The organism is Pseudoalteromonas sp. A25 (genome assembly GCF_009176705.1).
GTDB lineage: Bacteria > Pseudomonadota > Gammaproteobacteria > Enterobacterales > Alteromonadaceae > Pseudoalteromonas.
On sequence record NZ_AP021847.1, the window covers coordinates 18,447 to 34,046 of the forward strand.

Annotated in this window: 11 protein-coding genes; 9 read left to right on the forward strand and 2 right to left on the reverse strand. The window is 42.4% G+C overall.

The window, feature by feature from the left end; translation table 11 throughout:
- Positions 1 to 358 precede the first annotated feature (358 nt).
- Positions 359 to 790: a MarR family winged helix-turn-helix transcriptional regulator gene (locus GDK41_RS16780; RefSeq protein ID WP_152087632.1), complete on the reverse strand. Its 432-nt coding sequence runs from the start codon at positions 788 to 790 to the stop codon at positions 359 to 361.
- A gap of 93 nt (positions 791 to 883) precedes the next feature.
- Between GDK41_RS16780 and GDK41_RS16785 the strand changes: the two genes are divergently transcribed.
- Positions 884 to 1,327 carry a DUF2798 domain-containing protein gene (locus tag GDK41_RS16785; RefSeq protein ID WP_152087633.1) on the forward strand — a complete coding sequence of 148 codons (444 nt, stop codon included), beginning with the start codon at positions 884 to 886 and terminating at the stop codon, positions 1,325 to 1,327.
- On the opposite strand, the gene GDK41_RS20415 is transcribed toward GDK41_RS16785, so the two are convergent.
- The gene (locus tag GDK41_RS20415) at positions 1,324 to 1,530 is read right to left on the reverse strand and encodes a GDCCVxC domain-containing (seleno)protein (RefSeq protein WP_152087634.1); all 207 of its coding nucleotides are present in this window, start codon (positions 1,528 to 1,530) and stop codon (positions 1,324 to 1,326) included. The genes GDK41_RS16785 and GDK41_RS20415 overlap by 4 nt on opposite strands.
- Positions 1,531 to 2,216: 686 nt before the next feature.
- Between GDK41_RS20415 and GDK41_RS16795 the strand changes: the two genes are divergently transcribed.
- The 8 genes from GDK41_RS16795 (at position 2,217) to GDK41_RS16830 (ending at position 15,591) form a co-directional block, all read left to right on the forward strand.
- Entirely contained in the window at positions 2,217 to 2,519 is a 303-nt protein-coding gene (locus tag GDK41_RS16795) for an isoamylase early set domain-containing protein (protein ID WP_152087635.1), read from the forward strand.
- An 8-nt stretch (positions 2,520 to 2,527) separates the two neighbouring features.
- On the forward strand, positions 2,528 to 4,513 hold the full coding sequence (malQ, locus tag GDK41_RS16800) for a 4-alpha-glucanotransferase (protein ID WP_152087636.1): 1,986 nt from the start codon (positions 2,528 to 2,530) through the stop codon (positions 4,511 to 4,513).
- Positions 4,510 to 6,735 (forward strand): 1,4-alpha-glucan branching protein GlgB, encoded by a 2,226-nt coding sequence (gene glgB, locus GDK41_RS16805; RefSeq protein WP_152087637.1) that lies wholly within the window; start codon positions 4,510 to 4,512, stop codon positions 6,733 to 6,735. Before malQ ends, glgB begins: the two co-directional genes overlap by 4 nt.
- A gap of 3 nt (positions 6,736 to 6,738) precedes the next feature.
- Positions 6,739 to 8,784, forward strand: coding sequence for a glycogen debranching protein GlgX (gene glgX / locus GDK41_RS16810; RefSeq protein WP_152087638.1), 2,046 nt, complete (start codon positions 6,739 to 6,741; stop codon positions 8,782 to 8,784).
- Positions 8,777 to 11,260, forward strand: coding sequence for a glycogen/starch/alpha-glucan phosphorylase (locus tag GDK41_RS16815; protein ID WP_152087639.1), 2,484 nt, complete (start codon positions 8,777 to 8,779; stop codon positions 11,258 to 11,260). Before glgX ends, GDK41_RS16815 begins: the two co-directional genes overlap by 8 nt.
- Before the next feature lie 30 nt (positions 11,261 to 11,290).
- Positions 11,291 to 12,589, forward strand: a complete 1,299-nt coding sequence (glgC, locus tag GDK41_RS16820; RefSeq protein ID WP_152087640.1) for a glucose-1-phosphate adenylyltransferase — start codon at positions 11,291 to 11,293, stop codon at positions 12,587 to 12,589.
- A gap of 12 nt (positions 12,590 to 12,601) precedes the next feature.
- The gene (locus tag GDK41_RS16825) at positions 12,602 to 14,140 is read left to right on the forward strand and encodes a glycogen synthase (RefSeq protein WP_152087641.1); all 1,539 of its coding nucleotides are present in this window, start codon (positions 12,602 to 12,604) and stop codon (positions 14,138 to 14,140) included.
- 233 nt (positions 14,141 to 14,373) lie between these two features.
- Positions 14,374 to 15,591 (forward strand): EAL and HDOD domain-containing protein, encoded by a 1,218-nt coding sequence (locus tag GDK41_RS16830; protein ID WP_152087642.1) that lies wholly within the window; start codon positions 14,374 to 14,376, stop codon positions 15,589 to 15,591.
- Positions 15,592 to 15,600: the final 9 nt, after the last annotated feature.

Sequence of the window (15,600 nt, forward strand, 5' to 3'; positions counted from 1 at the left end):
ACAATAGACACTTTTCAGCATTACTAAAATTAAGTCAACAGGCAAGTACCTACCAAAGCTAGTTCAGTCATGCGAAACACGTAATGGGGCAGAAACGTGTTAGCTGAACGTCCGTTTTATAAAGTTGAGTCACCCCACCAGATTACTTTGACTGTCTCTTGATAGCCCAAAGCCGCCTGTCAGGCGAAGTTTAAACCCGTTGTTTTAAACTGTAAGATCGCATATGAGCTACTAAAAATAAATAACAGGTAAGCCAGTAGGCGCCTTACACGGTGCCGCTGGTTTATAAAACACATTTCAAACGTAACACTCAACAGCAAATCTTACCCGCAGCGCCTAAATCATCAGCTGTACTAACTCAGCAATCACTGTCTTTGAGATTAGCAGTCATGATAACTGCTACCTCGTTAAATACATCGATCTGCTCTGGCGTAAGGCCAACGCGCATGTTTTGTATAATTTTAGCTTCAATTGATAACACTTGCTCTAATACGGCTTTACCATTATTAGTTAAGCTAAGTAGATGGCTTCGGGTATCATTTGGGTTTTTGGCTTTTTCAATTAATCCCTTTTTAATCATATCTTTAATCAGTCTTGCTAATTGACCTTTGTCTCTATCCATGTGCTCAGACATAAAAGCGGCGGTGCAATGCTCTGTTCTATTTATTAGATGAAGCGATTGTATTTCCATCGGCACAACCTCAACCCCTTGCGCTCTAATGGCTTTGAGCACCAAAGATTTAAATCTAAAGGTAAGTGCTAAAAAGCTATCGGGCAATTCAGTATTCAAAGCTCACTCCTAACATGGTTGACATTGTCAACAGTAACACCTAACCTTGCCATCATCAATAGTTGATAATATCAACCAAAATGGAGAGGCGTTATGAGATTATTCAAAAAGATACTTGTTATGGTACCAGTGGTATTTACATTGGTCGGTATCCTCACTTTTGTGATGACCTATCAAAACATCGGATTTTCGAACAGCTTTGTTGAGCAATGGCTCACCTCTACTATTTGGGCTGCGACGACGATGGCGCCTATCGGGTTTGTGATGGTTGCTATCATTTCAAAGGTGGTTAACGCACTGCTACCAAAAACTCGAGACGTTATAAAGAACGCAGTAATCGGCATATCAATGGCAATTGTCATGGAGGGGTTTATGGCAGCGGTTACAACCATAAATAATGTGCGTTACGTTTCATTGGAGGCATTTGTAGATTATTGGTGGCAGGCATTTATCATAGCCTTGCCTGTCGGATTGTTAATCTCAGTATTTATGACCCTAACGGTAAAGCCTCGTCTTGAACGTTTTATGGCCAACTAACAGCACTTACCCTGCTCCTGAATGGGTGGGCAGGGTACGCTGCCATAAGAGCAAAACACACAGCAGTCGCCTTTTAGGGGTTTTAATAACGCGTCGCAGTTGCTGCATTGATAAAAATATAAACATGCATCTGTAGGCATGGTTTCTTTACTTTTAAAGCCACATTTAGGGCAGGTGAGTTCTGACTCCAATATTGTTTTCACTATTAATCCCTCTTTTTAATAGTTGGTAGATAACTCGCGCACAATTTTAAATTTATTTGCAATTTTCTGCTTGCTATTAGTTTGAAAAATCTAATATGTACTGTCGCAAGTTTTACATTAGTCTTATGGCGCAAGGCATGTTAGCCTTAGTCACGGTTAGCATAAGTAACATAGCCAAACATACATAGGCGAGCACTCGCCATCTTTCCTATTTTCAACAAGTTATTTAAGCCCTACTGTTTGCACACATTGTAGGCTATAACCAGAAATATCAAAGCACTGCGCACATAAGTTGATTAAGACCAAGCGGTATGAGCCACTTATTTACTGAATGATCCGCAATAATGTTAAATATTTGTTTAATTTCAACGTAACTCATTGAGAGTTTAATTAATTTTATTCACTTTACAGAATTGTCGCTTCGTATTAGCTTAGCATTTTGTTGATAGACTGATAGTTGGTCTGTGTTTTGCTGTAGTACCTGTACGCCTTAAACACAGTCCGATACCACATGAAATTGCACATAAATGGTGCAGTTTCATTAAAAATGCACTGTCATAATGCGTAAACACTTATTTGATTTACTATTGATATGACTACCACTGTTTCCGATTGTTAAGCAGTTAAAGGCACGGCACTGTGGCAAGGATTAATTTACCATCACTGTGGTTTATTTGGAGCCTGCTATGTTAACCAAACGCTTTTTTAAAACTAAAGATGAAGCCGAAGTCACCTTCGAATTTTCTCACCCTCAAGCCAAAAAAGTCGAACTTGTTGGCGAGTTTACTGACTGGAAACCGCTCGCGATGAAGTTTGTCAAAAAAGACAAAGCCTTCAAACTCAAGCAACGATTACCTGTTGATAAGCAGTATCACTTTAAGTATCTGATCGATGGCAAACAGTGGGACAACGACACCCAGGCCGACGCATATGTACCAAACAGCTTTGGTACCGACAACAGTATCGTCAATACCCAGCGTTTAGTGTAGTCGCCTATATGCAGGGATTATCTCAGCTGTTTTACTTGCACGGTATTGGCTACGACTATACAAAATACACCGGCGAGCATGTCGTGTTTGAACATCAAACCAGAGCGCAAGCATTACGCTGCTGTGGTATCGATACTGACAATATATCTCATATAGATAAGTTAAATTTTGACCTAGACATAGCACCATGGCTCAATGTTGTTGGTGATGTATGTATGGTTGAACAACATGACTCACTACTTAAGCTGCGACTGCCCGATAGTCAGTTAAATGGCATTGCAAACCTGTGCATTGAAGCGCTCAATTACGAGCATCAATTTGCATTAACAAGTGGTGCTGTTATAGGAGAGTATTTGTTTGAGGGAGTCCGCTATGTTGAAGTCGCCTATCAAATAACAGCGCTGCCAATCGGCTATTTCGATGCCAATATCTGTTTACCATCGGGCACATATCAAACACAAATTTGGTCGATACCTAGCGAGTGCTATAAACAACCCGAACACCCTTCTTGTGGTATCTCTGTGCAGCTTTATACCTTAGCTAGCGATAGAAACCTTGGCATTGGCGATTTTGCAGACTTACATGAGTTAGTAAAGCACAGCGCCAGTCACGGCTGTGACTACATTTTGCTAAACCCCCTGCATATGTTGTTTAAAGAGCAACAGCACAGAGTAAGCCCTTATAGCCCAAATCATCGCGGTTTACTCAACCCGCTGTATATTGCCATTGATTGGTGCGACGACTTTGAGCAAAGCACACAGATTCAGCATGAATTAGCGCTGTCTTTAGCCGCCTTAAAGTCGCACAAAAAAGAGCCTTTTGTTGATTATAATTTAGTAAGCGAGCAAAAGTATCGCTTGCTTGAGATGCTCTACCACCATTTTAAGCAACACAAAACGTCTAAATCGGTAGATGCATTTGCGTGTTTTAAGCGCGAATTTGCCAAACCATTAGAAGTGCTTAACAACGATGAATGCCAAATTTATTGGCAGTTTCTTGCAAGACAGCAGCTTAACCGTTGTCAGCGCTTTAGCATAGAAAGTGGAATGGCCGTTGGCTTAATCAATGATTTAGCCGTAGGGTGTGCACAAGACAGCTTAGAGTTTAATGCAAACAAGACTCTATATGCTGGTAATGCTCATGTGGGTGCACCGCCAGATCCATGGGCAGAAGCAGGCCAAGACTGGGGCCTGCCAGCACTAAACCCGATTAAACTACGCACCAACAAATTTGAATTTTTTAAACAGTTACTGCGCAGTAACATGAAATCAGTCGGTGGCCTTCGCATTGACCATGTTATGGCAATTCGGCGCTTATGGTGGTGTTTTTCAGTGCAAGGTTCACAACAAGGCTGTTACGTTTACTACCCGTTTGAGCACCTTATTGCGCTTCTAAAAATAGAATCGCAACTACAGCAAACCATGATCATTGGTGAAGATCTAGGCGTGGTTCCACCTGAAGTGCGCTCCGTTATGCTCGACGCCAACATGCTGGGAAATGTGCTTTTTTATTTTGAGAAAGACCAAAACGGCGAGTTTGTTCAACCAGAACATATTAGAAGCCATGTGCTATTAATGGTGGCAAACCATGACGTACCGCCATTTAACGCTTGGTGGCAGGGCAAAGATCTGATCGTAAAAAGCCAATACGACCTATTAGATGAACAAGCGTTATCTAATGAACAAAGCAAACGTGATAACGAAAAAGACCGGTTATTACGTTGGTTTGAAAAGGCGGGCGTTAGTCATTTCAACAAGCAAAGCAACGCTAACTTGGTGTATGAGTCTTTGATCACACAACTATCTAAATCAAGCGCATCCATGTTGTGCATTCAACTTGACGATTTAGACGAACAAGACTTACCCGTCAATATTCCCGGCACGTACCTTGAGTACCCAAACTGGCGGCGCCGGTTAAAGAACAATATCAGCGACATTTTTACTAATAAAAGTGATTTTATAAATTCAATAACTCAAAGCAGGAAAGGATTATGAACAGTGTAGTATCAACAAGCAAACCCGTTCAAGATTACTCACAACAGCTAAATGCATTACAAAGTGGTTGCTTTGCTGATCCCTTTTCCTTTTTAGGGTTACATTCTGTTTCTGCGACAGAGTATGAGCTTAGGGTCTATTTACCCGGTGCCGACTCAGTGAGTATTGAGCAAGGGAAAACCGCGACTAAACTTAAGCGTTACTTATCTAGCGATCTGTTTTTGCTGTCATTAAGCCGACCATTGACACACGAAAATAAACTCGTTGTTCAGTACGACAAGCACAAGCAAGTGAAACACGATGTTTATCGTTTTGGATGTCACTTGGACGAACAAGCACTTTATTTGTTTAACGAGGGGACACTCGAGCACGCCTACCAACATCTTGGCGCGCATTTCATAACACATGAGGGCGTTGAAGGTGTGCGGTTTTCAGTTTGGGCACCCAATGCCAAAAGCGTGTCTGTGATTGGCGACTTCAATTGCTGGAACCGATGTGAGCACTTCATGCGTTTTCATCCGGCAAGTGGTGTATGGGAATTGTTTATACCAGCGTTAAAACCAAACCAATGCTATAAATACGCCATTGTAGATAATTACGGCAACGTACAAGACAAAGCCGATCCTTTCGCGTTTAAAATGCAACAGGCGCCAGGTACCGCGTCGGTGTTACAGCCCCTTAAACAACATAAAGCCTTAACGCAAAGTCAGCTTAGTGCGCGTGCAAAGCGCAATCATGTCAGTGCGCCCGTTAGTATCTATGAGGTACATTTAGGTTCTTGGAAACGTCGAGTCGATGAAGACAATCGTTACCTGACCTACCGTGAGCTTGCAGACGATTTAATCCCATATGTTAAAGATATGGGGTTCACACACCTACAATTGATGCCAATCAGTGAATATCCATTTGATGGCTCTTGGGGATATCAACCAGTAGGCTTGTTTTCTCCGTCGAGTCGCTTTGGCAGCTTTGAAGATTTTATCTATTTTACTGAACGCTGCCACGACGAAGATATTGGTTTATTGATTGATTGGGTACCCGGGCATTTCCCCTCTGATCCGCACGGCTTACACAAATTCGATGGCACACACTTATATGAACATGCTGATAGCCGCCAGGGCTTTCACCCAGACTGGAACACCTATATTTATAATTACGACCGCCCAGAGGTGAAAAGCTTCTTACTCGCAAATGCCATGTATTGGCTAGAGGAGTTTAAGATTGATGGCTTGCGCGTAGATGCCGTTGCATCGATGTTATATCTTGATTACAGCCGTAAAGACGGAGAGTGGATCGCTAACAAGTATGGTGGCCGCGAAAACCTAGGCGCTATCGATTGCCTACAACAAGTTAATACTCGCTGTTATGGAGCAGACTCAAGCATTATGATGATTGCCGAAGAGTCAACAGCGTGGCCTGGCGTTACCAATACGGTCGATAACAATGGACTCGGTTTTGGTTTTAAATGGAACATGGGCTGGATGAACGATAGCTTAAGCTATATGAGTCGCGATCCACTTTATCGCCAGCATCACCATCATGAAATGACATTTTCAATGGCGTATGCCTACTCTGAAAACTACATTCTACCACTTAGTCATGATGAAGTAGTGCATGGCAAAGGGTCTTTATTAAGTAAGATGCCTGGCGATGATTGGCAACAATTCGCAAACCTTCGAGCTTACTTTGCATTTATGTTTGCGCATCCGGGCAAAAAACTACTGTTCATGGGCAGTGAGCTGGCCAGCAGACACGAATGGGATCACAACCAAGGCTTAGATTGGCAGTTGCTTGAACATGAGTCGCATAATGGCATTCAAAAGGTAATTAAAAAACTAAATACGCTTTATACCGCTACCCCTGCACTACATGAATGTGACCATACACCTGCGGGCTTTCAATGGATAGACTGCAATAACGCTGCTCACAGTTTGTTCAGCTTTGCTCGTTTTGGTAAAGAGCGCAACGATCTCACCGTCGTCATTAGCCATTTGGCTCCCTTAGTACATCACCAATACAGGGTCGGTGTCCCCAGAGCTGGCGTGTATGAAGTTGCACTTAATACCGATGATAAAGATCTGTTTGGCTCTGGTGTTAAAGTGGTGGGGTCAAAGCAACAACTCATTCAAACTGAACCGACGCCCTCACATGGCTTTGAGCACAGCATCGTGATCAGCATTCCGCCTCTAGCAACACTTTACTTAAACTGGATCACAGGATAAGCAATGTTAAATTCAAGACGGGGTAGCTGTCGCCCGCTTGGCAGTACAGTGATAGACGATGGGGTAAATTTTGCCGTTTACGCGCCAGAAGCCACTTCCTTGTCATTGTGTTTATTTGACAGCAGCGGTCATAGTGAAACAGCGCGCATTGCGATGTTTCTGCATGAAGGCGGTATTTGGAGCGTACATGTCTCTCCTCTTAATGTGGGTGCCTTATATGGGTATCGAGCAGAAGGCGAATATAACCCGCAAAAAGGAAAGCTGTTTAATGCTAATAAGCTTTTACTCGACCCTTATGCTAAAGACTTACACGGCGAGTTTACATGGAGTGAGCGACATTTTTGTCACATGCCGGTCGGCAAACTAAGCCTCTCTGATAATGCGATTGATATGCCCAAGTCAAAAGTGGTTGCTATCGACAAATACGACAGCCCAAAGCCTCAGGTTCCTTGGTCAAGAACCGTTATCTATGAATGTCACGTCAAAGGGGCAACCGCTCGGCACCGTGAAATACCACCTGCATTAAGAGGGACTTTTGCAGCCCTTTGCGAGCCCGCATTTATCAGCCATCTTAAGTTTTTAGGCGTAACAACACTTGAACTTTTACCTGTGCAAACGTTTGTTAGTGAACAGTTCCTTACAACCAAGGGGCTAACCAACTATTGGGGCTACAACACACTTAACTTTTTCATTCCTCATAAAGCATACTTGTGTAATGGGGATGTGCGCGAGTTTCAATCTATGGTGCGTACATTACACCAAGCAGGCATTGAGGTGATTTTAGATGTAGTCTACAACCACACAGCAGAAGCCGGTGTTGATGGCCCAACATTGTCGCTTAAAGGCCTCAATAATCAAGGCTATTATCGCAGTGTACTTGGGCAGCCCGACGTCTATATCAACGACACAGGATGTGGTAACACTGTGAATATTGATGACCCATACGCGCTCGGTTTAGTGCTAGATAGCTTACGCTACTGGGTTGAGGTGATGGGTGTAGATGGCTTTAGATTTGACCTTGCAACTATTTTGGCCAGAAATGCAGATGGCTTTAATCGCTACCATGCATTTTTACAAGCCGTGATTCAAGACCCGATATTACAGCAAGTTAAACTCATTGCAGAGCCTTGGGATATCGGCCCCGGTGGCTATCAACTTGGTGCGTTTCCCGCTCCATGGCGAGAATGGAACGACAAGTACCGTGATACCGTAAGACGGTTTTGGCGAGGCGATATCAACGTTTTACCGGAGCTTGCCAAGCGTATTCATGGCTCACACGATTTGTTCGAGCATAACCTACGAGGTCCATTAAGCTCTATCAACTTTATAACCAGCCACGACGGATTTACCTTAGCTGACTGGGTTAGTTACGAGCACAAACACAATGAAGCGAATGGCGAGCAAAACCTTGACGGACATGGTGCCAATCACTCTATGAACTGCGGTAAAGAAGGCTTTTCTACCGATCCTAAGATCACCTCTTTGCGCTTGAAAATGCAAAAAAATGCCTTAGTCACGCTGTTTCTTTCCAAAGGAGTGCCAATGATTGCGTCTGGCAGTGAGTTTGGCCACTCTCAAGGTGGAAATAACAACGCTTACTGCCAAGACAACCGAAGCAACTGGTTGGCATGGAAGTCTTCTCAGTTCAATCACAGTCTTACAGTTTTTATCAAAGAACTGGTCGCATTACGCAAACAGTTTGATGCCTTTTCACACCCTTTTTATATACACACTGACGATAGTCGCTTTTCAGTGCATTGGCTTAACGAGCATGGCGAGCCTATGCTCCCACAACAATGGCACGAAGCTAACCGTCAGTGGTTAGTTTATATGCTTGTCGATAAGCAAAAGCAAAACGCTCTAATGATTATGTTTAATGCGGCTAAAGACCCTTTAGACATGACCTTTCCAGCTGCTCCCTATAGCGAGCAATGGCAATTGGCACTCACTAGTTGCAAAAGTGTAGACGTTATCGAGCAGTCGATTTCTATTTCTCCCCAATCTAGTTGGGTTTTTACATCTGTAAATGAAGGAATTACTCATGGCTAAAAAAAGCGCTCAAGTGTGCGTAGTAAAGCATTGGCAAGAAGCACCGAAACTTGATGAAAGTACCTTCAGTGACGATTTGATGCGTCACTTTTACTACACGTTAGGACGAGACAAAGTAGGCGAGTCGCAACTCTATCTATATCACGCATTGGCTATGACCATTCGCGATAGACTTGTGTCACGTTGCAGAGCAACAAATCAATTCCTTAAACAACAGAAAACACGCAAAGCAGCTTATTTATCTCTTGAGTTTTTAATGGGCCGAGCGCTTGGCAACGCTGTTCTAAATCTCGATTTACAAAAAGGTGTACAGAGTGCACTTAAACAATACTGTGCTGATTTAGAAAGCGTGGGAGAAGCAGAGCACGACGCTGGGCTCGGTAACGGTGGCTTAGGACGCTTAGCTGCATGCTTTTTAGATAGCTGTGCCAGTTTGGCGCTACCAGTCATTGGTTATGGCATTCGCTACGAATATGGCATGTTTAATCAAACCATCGAACAGGGTAATCAAGTAGAACACCCAGATAATTGGCTTCGAGAAGGACACCCTTGGGAGTTAGCTGCACCCGAGCAATCTCAGCGCGTTAAATTTTTTGGTCATGTCGAAACCTTCCGTGATAGAAGTGGCAGAGAACATAGGCAATGGGTAGATACGCAAGATGTGCTAGCGGTGCCTTACGATGTGCCAATTCCAGGTTACAAGAATGGCGTAGTAAATACCTTACGCTTATGGAAGTCAGAAGCAACTGACGAATTTGATCTGACAGAATTTAATGCAGGAAGTTACTCAGAAGCCGTTGCTAAAAAGAACTTAGCAGAGCAGATCACCATGGTGCTTTATCCGAATGACAGCAGCGAAAATGGTAAAGAATTACGCTTACGCCAACAATATTTTCTCTCAAGTGCGAGCTTGCAAGATATCTTGTTACAGTGGGTAGAACAATATGGCGCTAACTTTAGCGACTTTGCTGATTATCATGTTTTTCAATTGAACGACACGCACCCGAGTATTGCTGTTGCTGAGCTAATGAGGCTATTTGTTGATGTTTATGAGCTGAGTTGGGACGAAGCTTGGCAGATAACCACTCAAACAATGGCGTACACCAACCATACGTTATTGCCAGAGGCATTAGAAAAATGGTCAGTGCCATTATTTGCAAAGTTACTTCCTAGATTATTGGAGATTATCTACGAGATAAATGCCCGTTTCCTCAAGCTAGTTTCACTTCACTGGCCAGGTGATGTAAATAAACAGCGAGAGTTATCGTTAATTGAAGAGGGTGACGTGCCACAAGTGCGCATGGCTTACCTAGCCATTGTTGGTAGCTACTCTGTCAATGGTGTGGCGGCACTTCACACCGAGCTACTAAAGTCTGGTTTATTTAAAACCTTCTACGAACTTTGGCCAGAAAAATTCAACAATAAAACCAATGGTGTAACACCGAGACGCTGGCTTGCCCATTGTAACCCGAGTTTAAGTAAACTGATTAGTGACAAAATTGGCTCGGGCTGGATAGCCGACTACAGCGAAATATCGCAGTTACGACGCTATTACGACGACGAAAAGTTTCACAAGCAGTGGCAAAAAGTCAAAACAGCCAATAAACAAAGATTGTGTGATTTGGTTAAGCAGCGCTGCGGTGTTGAGTTTGATGTAAACATGATGTTTGACGTACAGGTTAAACGCATTCACGAATACAAACGCCAACTCCTTAACATATTGCACGTTATTCACCTATACGACCGAATTTTAAAAGGCGATGTGCAATCTCTTGCTCCTAGATGTGTGCTAATTGGTGGAAAAGCCGCGCCTGGATACTATATGGCGAAAAAAATCATAAAACTGATTAACAATGTCGCAGAAGTTATCAATAGTGACGAAAAAGCAAAGCCTTATCTGAGAGTTGCATTTTTTCCAAACTATAATGTTACTGCCATGGAAGCGATTTGCCCGGCTACTGACTTGTCAGAACAGATCTCTACAGCAGGTAAAGAAGCTTCTGGTACCGGTAACATGAAGTTTATGATGAATGGTGCTATCACCATCGGCACATTGGATGGTGCCAATATTGAGATCCGTGATAACGTGGGTGCTGATAACTTTTTCTTGTTTGGCGCACATGCAGAGCAAACCGATGAAATACGTGCCCGTTACAATCCACAAAAAATTATATCTCAAGACCCTAATTTAAATGCAGTGATGCGCCTGCTAGAGAGCGGTCACTTCAATTTATTAGAGCCTAGTGTGTTTGATGATTTAATTAACGCTATCAAAAGCCCTCAAGATCCATGGCTTACCGCCTATGACTTTGCAAGTTACATAGATGCGCAACAAAAAGCATCCGATACTTATTTAGATCAACCAACTTGGACTCGTATAAGCATTTTAAATACCGCGGCCAGTGGAAGTTTTTCCAGTGACCGAACCATTTCGCAATATTGCGATGAAATCTGGCGCCTTGCGCCAATGCAATAGACCACGACACAAGGATATTTGGAGAAAGTTATGCCCAGTTACGCAAACCGCTACATAAGTAGCTTAACCAGAGAAACCTACGCTTTAATTTTAGCTGGTGGTCGAGGCTCTCGTTTACATGAATTAACCAATTGGCGTGCTAAGCCTGCTGTATATTTTGGTGGTAAACATAGGATCATCGATTTCCCTCTATCAAACTGTATTAACTCAGGAATTAGACGGGTTGGTATTGCGACACAATATAAGTCGCATTCACTTATTCGTCACGTTAATCGCGCTTGGGGTCACTTTAAAAAGGAGTTAGGGGAGTCTGTAGAGATTTTACCGGCATCACAGCGATATGGCGATGAGTGGTACTGTGGTACGGCAGATGCTGTTTTTCAAAATATGGACATTATTCGCCACGAATTACCTAAATATGTAATGATCCTATCAGGCGACCACGTTTATCGTATGGACTATGGCGCGCTTTTAGCCAAACACGTAGAAACGGGTGCCGACATGACCGTTTGTTGTATTGAAGTACCGTGTGAAGAAGCTGCAAATACCTTCGGTGTAATGACCGTTGACGGCGACAAACGTGTACGTCGCTTTGATGAAAAGCCAGAGCATCCAACTTCGATTCCAGGCAAAGACGGTGTTTGTCTTGCCTCTATGGGTAATTATGTATTTAACACAGAGTTTTTATTTGAACAGTTAAAGCAAGATGCAGAGCGTGAGGGCTCTGGTCGAGATTTCGGTCACGATATTATTCCAGCCATTATTGAAGAGCATAATGTGTTTGCTTTTCCATTTCGTGATCCAAGTCATGAAGGACAACCCTATTGGCGCGATGTGGGTACGCTGGATTCTTTTTGGGAAGCGAATATGGAGCTTGTTTCTCCAGAGCCGCAACTTGATTTATATGATCCATCGTGGCCAATTTGGACCTATCAAGAGCAACTTCCTCCTGCAAAGTTTATTTTTGATGATGACGACCGCCGTGGCATGGCAGTAGATTCGACAGTATCTGGAGGGTGTATCATCTCCGGTTCCAAAGTTAAGAAATCGCTATTGTTTTCCAATGTTCATGTTCACTCATACTGTGATATTGAAGGGTCAGTGGTGCTACCAGGTGCAGTAATTGAGCGCAACTGCAAAGTACGTAACGCTATCATCGACAGAGGCTGTCATTTACCAGAAGGGTTGGAAATTGGTTTTGACCCTAATTTGGATAAAGACAATGGCTTTAGAGTAACAAATAAAGGTATAGTGCTCGTCACTAGAGAAATGTTACTTGCTTACAATCAAAAGCAACTGGCGAAAAAAGACAAACTTCAAACTGCATAGATAAGGCATAACATGCGGGTATTAATGGTCGCAGCTGAAAATGATCGGCTGCCAAATTGTAAAGTCGGCGGTGTTGCGGATGTGATCCGTGACATACCCTATGCATTAAGTGCACAGGGTATTAGCGTCAAAGTTGTGGTGCCCGATTATGGGCAAAGTAAGTTAAATAGATCGTTCATCGGCGATATTGCCGTACCATTTCGCCAACACTTAGAAACCGCTACCTTGTGGCAAGTTGAGCAAAGCGAAGGCGTGACACAGTATGTGATTTCCCACTCTTTGTTTAGTGAGCACCAAGGTAGTATTTATTGCAATGACGATCATAATCGTCCTTTTGCAACAGATGCGACTAAATTTGCATTTTTTAACGCTGCGGTATGTGAAGCAATAGAGCATAAAATGTTTGATGAGCTGGATGTTTTGCACCTACATGACTGGCATGCAGCATGCGTTAGCGTGTTACAACATTTTAGCCCTCGATTTGTTTATTTAAAACAGCTTAAAACAGTGTACACCGTACATAATTTAGCACTGCAAGGGATCAGGCCATTTGGACATGACGAATCCTCTTTAGAGGCTTGGTTTCCTACACTTAGCTATAATGGTCAACAACTTTGCGACCATCACCACCCGCATTGCTTTAACCCTATGCGCAGTGCCATCACTTTGGCAGACAAAGTACATGTTGTTTCTCCTACATATAGTGATGAAGTACTACACAGTAGTGAACCTGATAGGGGATTCTTTGGCGGCGAAGGATTAGAGCATGATATGCACATTGCGAAACGGCAAGGCAAGCTCGTTGGTATACTCAATGGCTGTCATTACAACCAGCAAAATGCATCATCTCAAATATCTCTTGCTGATTACTACAATCTAGTTAATGACGAACTGATTAGATGGATGTCAAAGCAACCAGCGCTATTGTCGTGCCATTATATTGCGCATCAACGACTAAAAGCATGGCAAAACAAAGCAGCAAACGGGCCGCTTATCACAAGTGTCGGCCGATTAACCGATCAAAAAGCATTGTTGCTTAGACAAAATACTGAGCAAGGGATTGTGCTAGATAAACTCGCTCAGTTGGCATTAGAGGTTGACGCAAGGATAATTATATTAGGCTCTGGCGATCCCCACTTGGAAAATCTCTTTACACAGGTGATGGCACGCCATGAAAATGTACTTTATTTAAACGGATATGGGCAAAAAATTGGCGACTATCTATACCATTTGGGTGATTTATTTCTGATGCCTAGCTCTTTTGAGCCTTGTGGAATAAGTCAAATGCTCGCTATGAGAGCAGGGCAACCATGTCTTGTTCACCAAGTAGGCGGTCTTGCTGATACCGTACAGCACTTACAAAATGGGTTTACTTTTTCAGGGGAAGATCTGGAACAACAATGTGATCAATTAATAGCAACCTTTAATTTTGCATTAACAACATATCAATCTGCTCCTGAGCAATATACTCAGCTGTCTAAAAATGCGGCTCAGGCGAGGTTTACATGGCAGTCATCTGCAAAGGATTATATATTGCAACTGTATGAGTAAATGAAAATTTCGATAACAATTGCAAATATAACTATGCAATTTTGTAACATCGATATCAAAGAGCAGGCTAAGAGCCTGCTTTTTTCTTTTTAGATGCTATAGTTATTGAATTAACTTTCATGCTTATTAATGCCTTAGCCCTATATTAATTTTAGTCATTTAGGTTTAGAATTGCGTTTTATATAAATAATAAAGTGCTACATTTGAAGTGGCAAATACCGAGGAGTCAACTTTTGAAGGTTTTTGTTGCTCGACAAGCAATTTTTAACCGCCGTAAACAGGTGGTGGCTTACGAGTTATTATTTCGAGACGGCACTAGGAACAGTTTTCCCGATATTGCTGACGATGTTGCTACAGCAAAGCTCATTATGGATAACCAATTAAACTTGGGAACTCGTTACCTCACATCGGGTAAAAAAGCATTGATAAATATTGGCCCTGATTCTTTAAAGCAAGAGCTTGCCCACTTTTTGCCAGCTAGAGATGTCATATTAGAGTTGCTGGAAAGTATTGACCCTACTTCGGAAAACTACGAAAAAGTCAGAGAGTTGTTTCACCAAGATTATCGACTTGCGCTTGACGATTTCGAATACACAAGAAAGTGGGAGCCATTTTTAAAGCTAATTCGATTAGTTAAATTTGATATTCAGCAAAATTCGTTAGATTCAATCAAAGAGTTGGTTGATGAGTTTAAAAAAAGAAAAAACATGAAGCTACTAGCTGAAAAAGTTGAGACAGAAGAAGAGTTTGAGCAAGCTAGAGCCATGGGATTTCATTTTTTCCAAGGATACTTTTTCGCCAAACCCAGAGTTATTCAACAAAACGACATTGAAACAAACCACGCTATTGTAATGCTCATATATTCAGAAGTGTTACGTAAAAACATGAATATAGATAAAATAGCACGCTTATTTGCGCAAGATACAGCCCTGGCTTATAAACTCTTAAGGTTAATAAACTCTGGTGTTTTTCCTCTTAAAAACCGTATAGAGTCGCTGAAACAGGCACTTGTTTACCTTGGTGATGAACGCATCAAGAAATTTGTCGGCCTAATCATGACAGCCCATGTCGCTGAAGGAAAACCAACCGAACTTACCCGATTAAGCATTGTACGTTCGCGCTTTTGTGAACTCATTGCCAAATCAGTTAACCCAAACATTAAAAACATGAGCTTTTTAACTGGTTTATTTTCATTGCTAGATGCAATTTTAGATAGGCCCATGGAGCAGGTGGTATCCAGACTACCATTCCCTGAAGAACTGCACGATGCATTAATGGGCAAACATAACTTACTCTATTACATTTTGAACGTGGTTAAAGCCTACGAAAGTGGCAGTTGGTGGCAGCTACAAGAAGCATGTAGCCTATTGAACATTGATGATGGCCGTCTTCCTGATTTTCATGTTGAAGCTATTCGTTGGGCAGATATGTATAATGAAACTCTATTCTGATATAGAGTA

What these genes read in the sequence shown, in the direction of transcription:
- GDK41_RS16785 (WP_152087633.1), top strand. Translation starts at nt 884, where the DNA reads ATGAGATTATTCAAAAAGATACTTGTTATGGTACCAGTGGTATTTACA.
- GDK41_RS16795 (WP_152087635.1), top strand. Translation starts at nt 2,217, where the DNA reads ATGTTAACCAAACGCTTTTTTAAAACTAAAGATGAAGCCGAAGTCACC.
- malQ (WP_152087636.1), top strand. Translation starts at nt 2,528, where the DNA reads ATGCAGGGATTATCTCAGCTGTTTTACTTGCACGGTATTGGCTACGAC.
- glgB (WP_152087637.1), top strand. Translation starts at nt 4,510, where the DNA reads ATGAACAGTGTAGTATCAACAAGCAAACCCGTTCAAGATTACTCACAA.
- glgX (WP_152087638.1), top strand. Translation starts at nt 6,739, where the DNA reads ATGTTAAATTCAAGACGGGGTAGCTGTCGCCCGCTTGGCAGTACAGTG.
- GDK41_RS16815 (WP_152087639.1), top strand. Translation starts at nt 8,777, where the DNA reads ATGGCTAAAAAAAGCGCTCAAGTGTGCGTAGTAAAGCATTGGCAAGAA.
- glgC (WP_152087640.1), top strand. Translation starts at nt 11,291, where the DNA reads ATGCCCAGTTACGCAAACCGCTACATAAGTAGCTTAACCAGAGAAACC.
- GDK41_RS16825 (WP_152087641.1), top strand. Translation starts at nt 12,602, where the DNA reads ATGCGGGTATTAATGGTCGCAGCTGAAAATGATCGGCTGCCAAATTGT.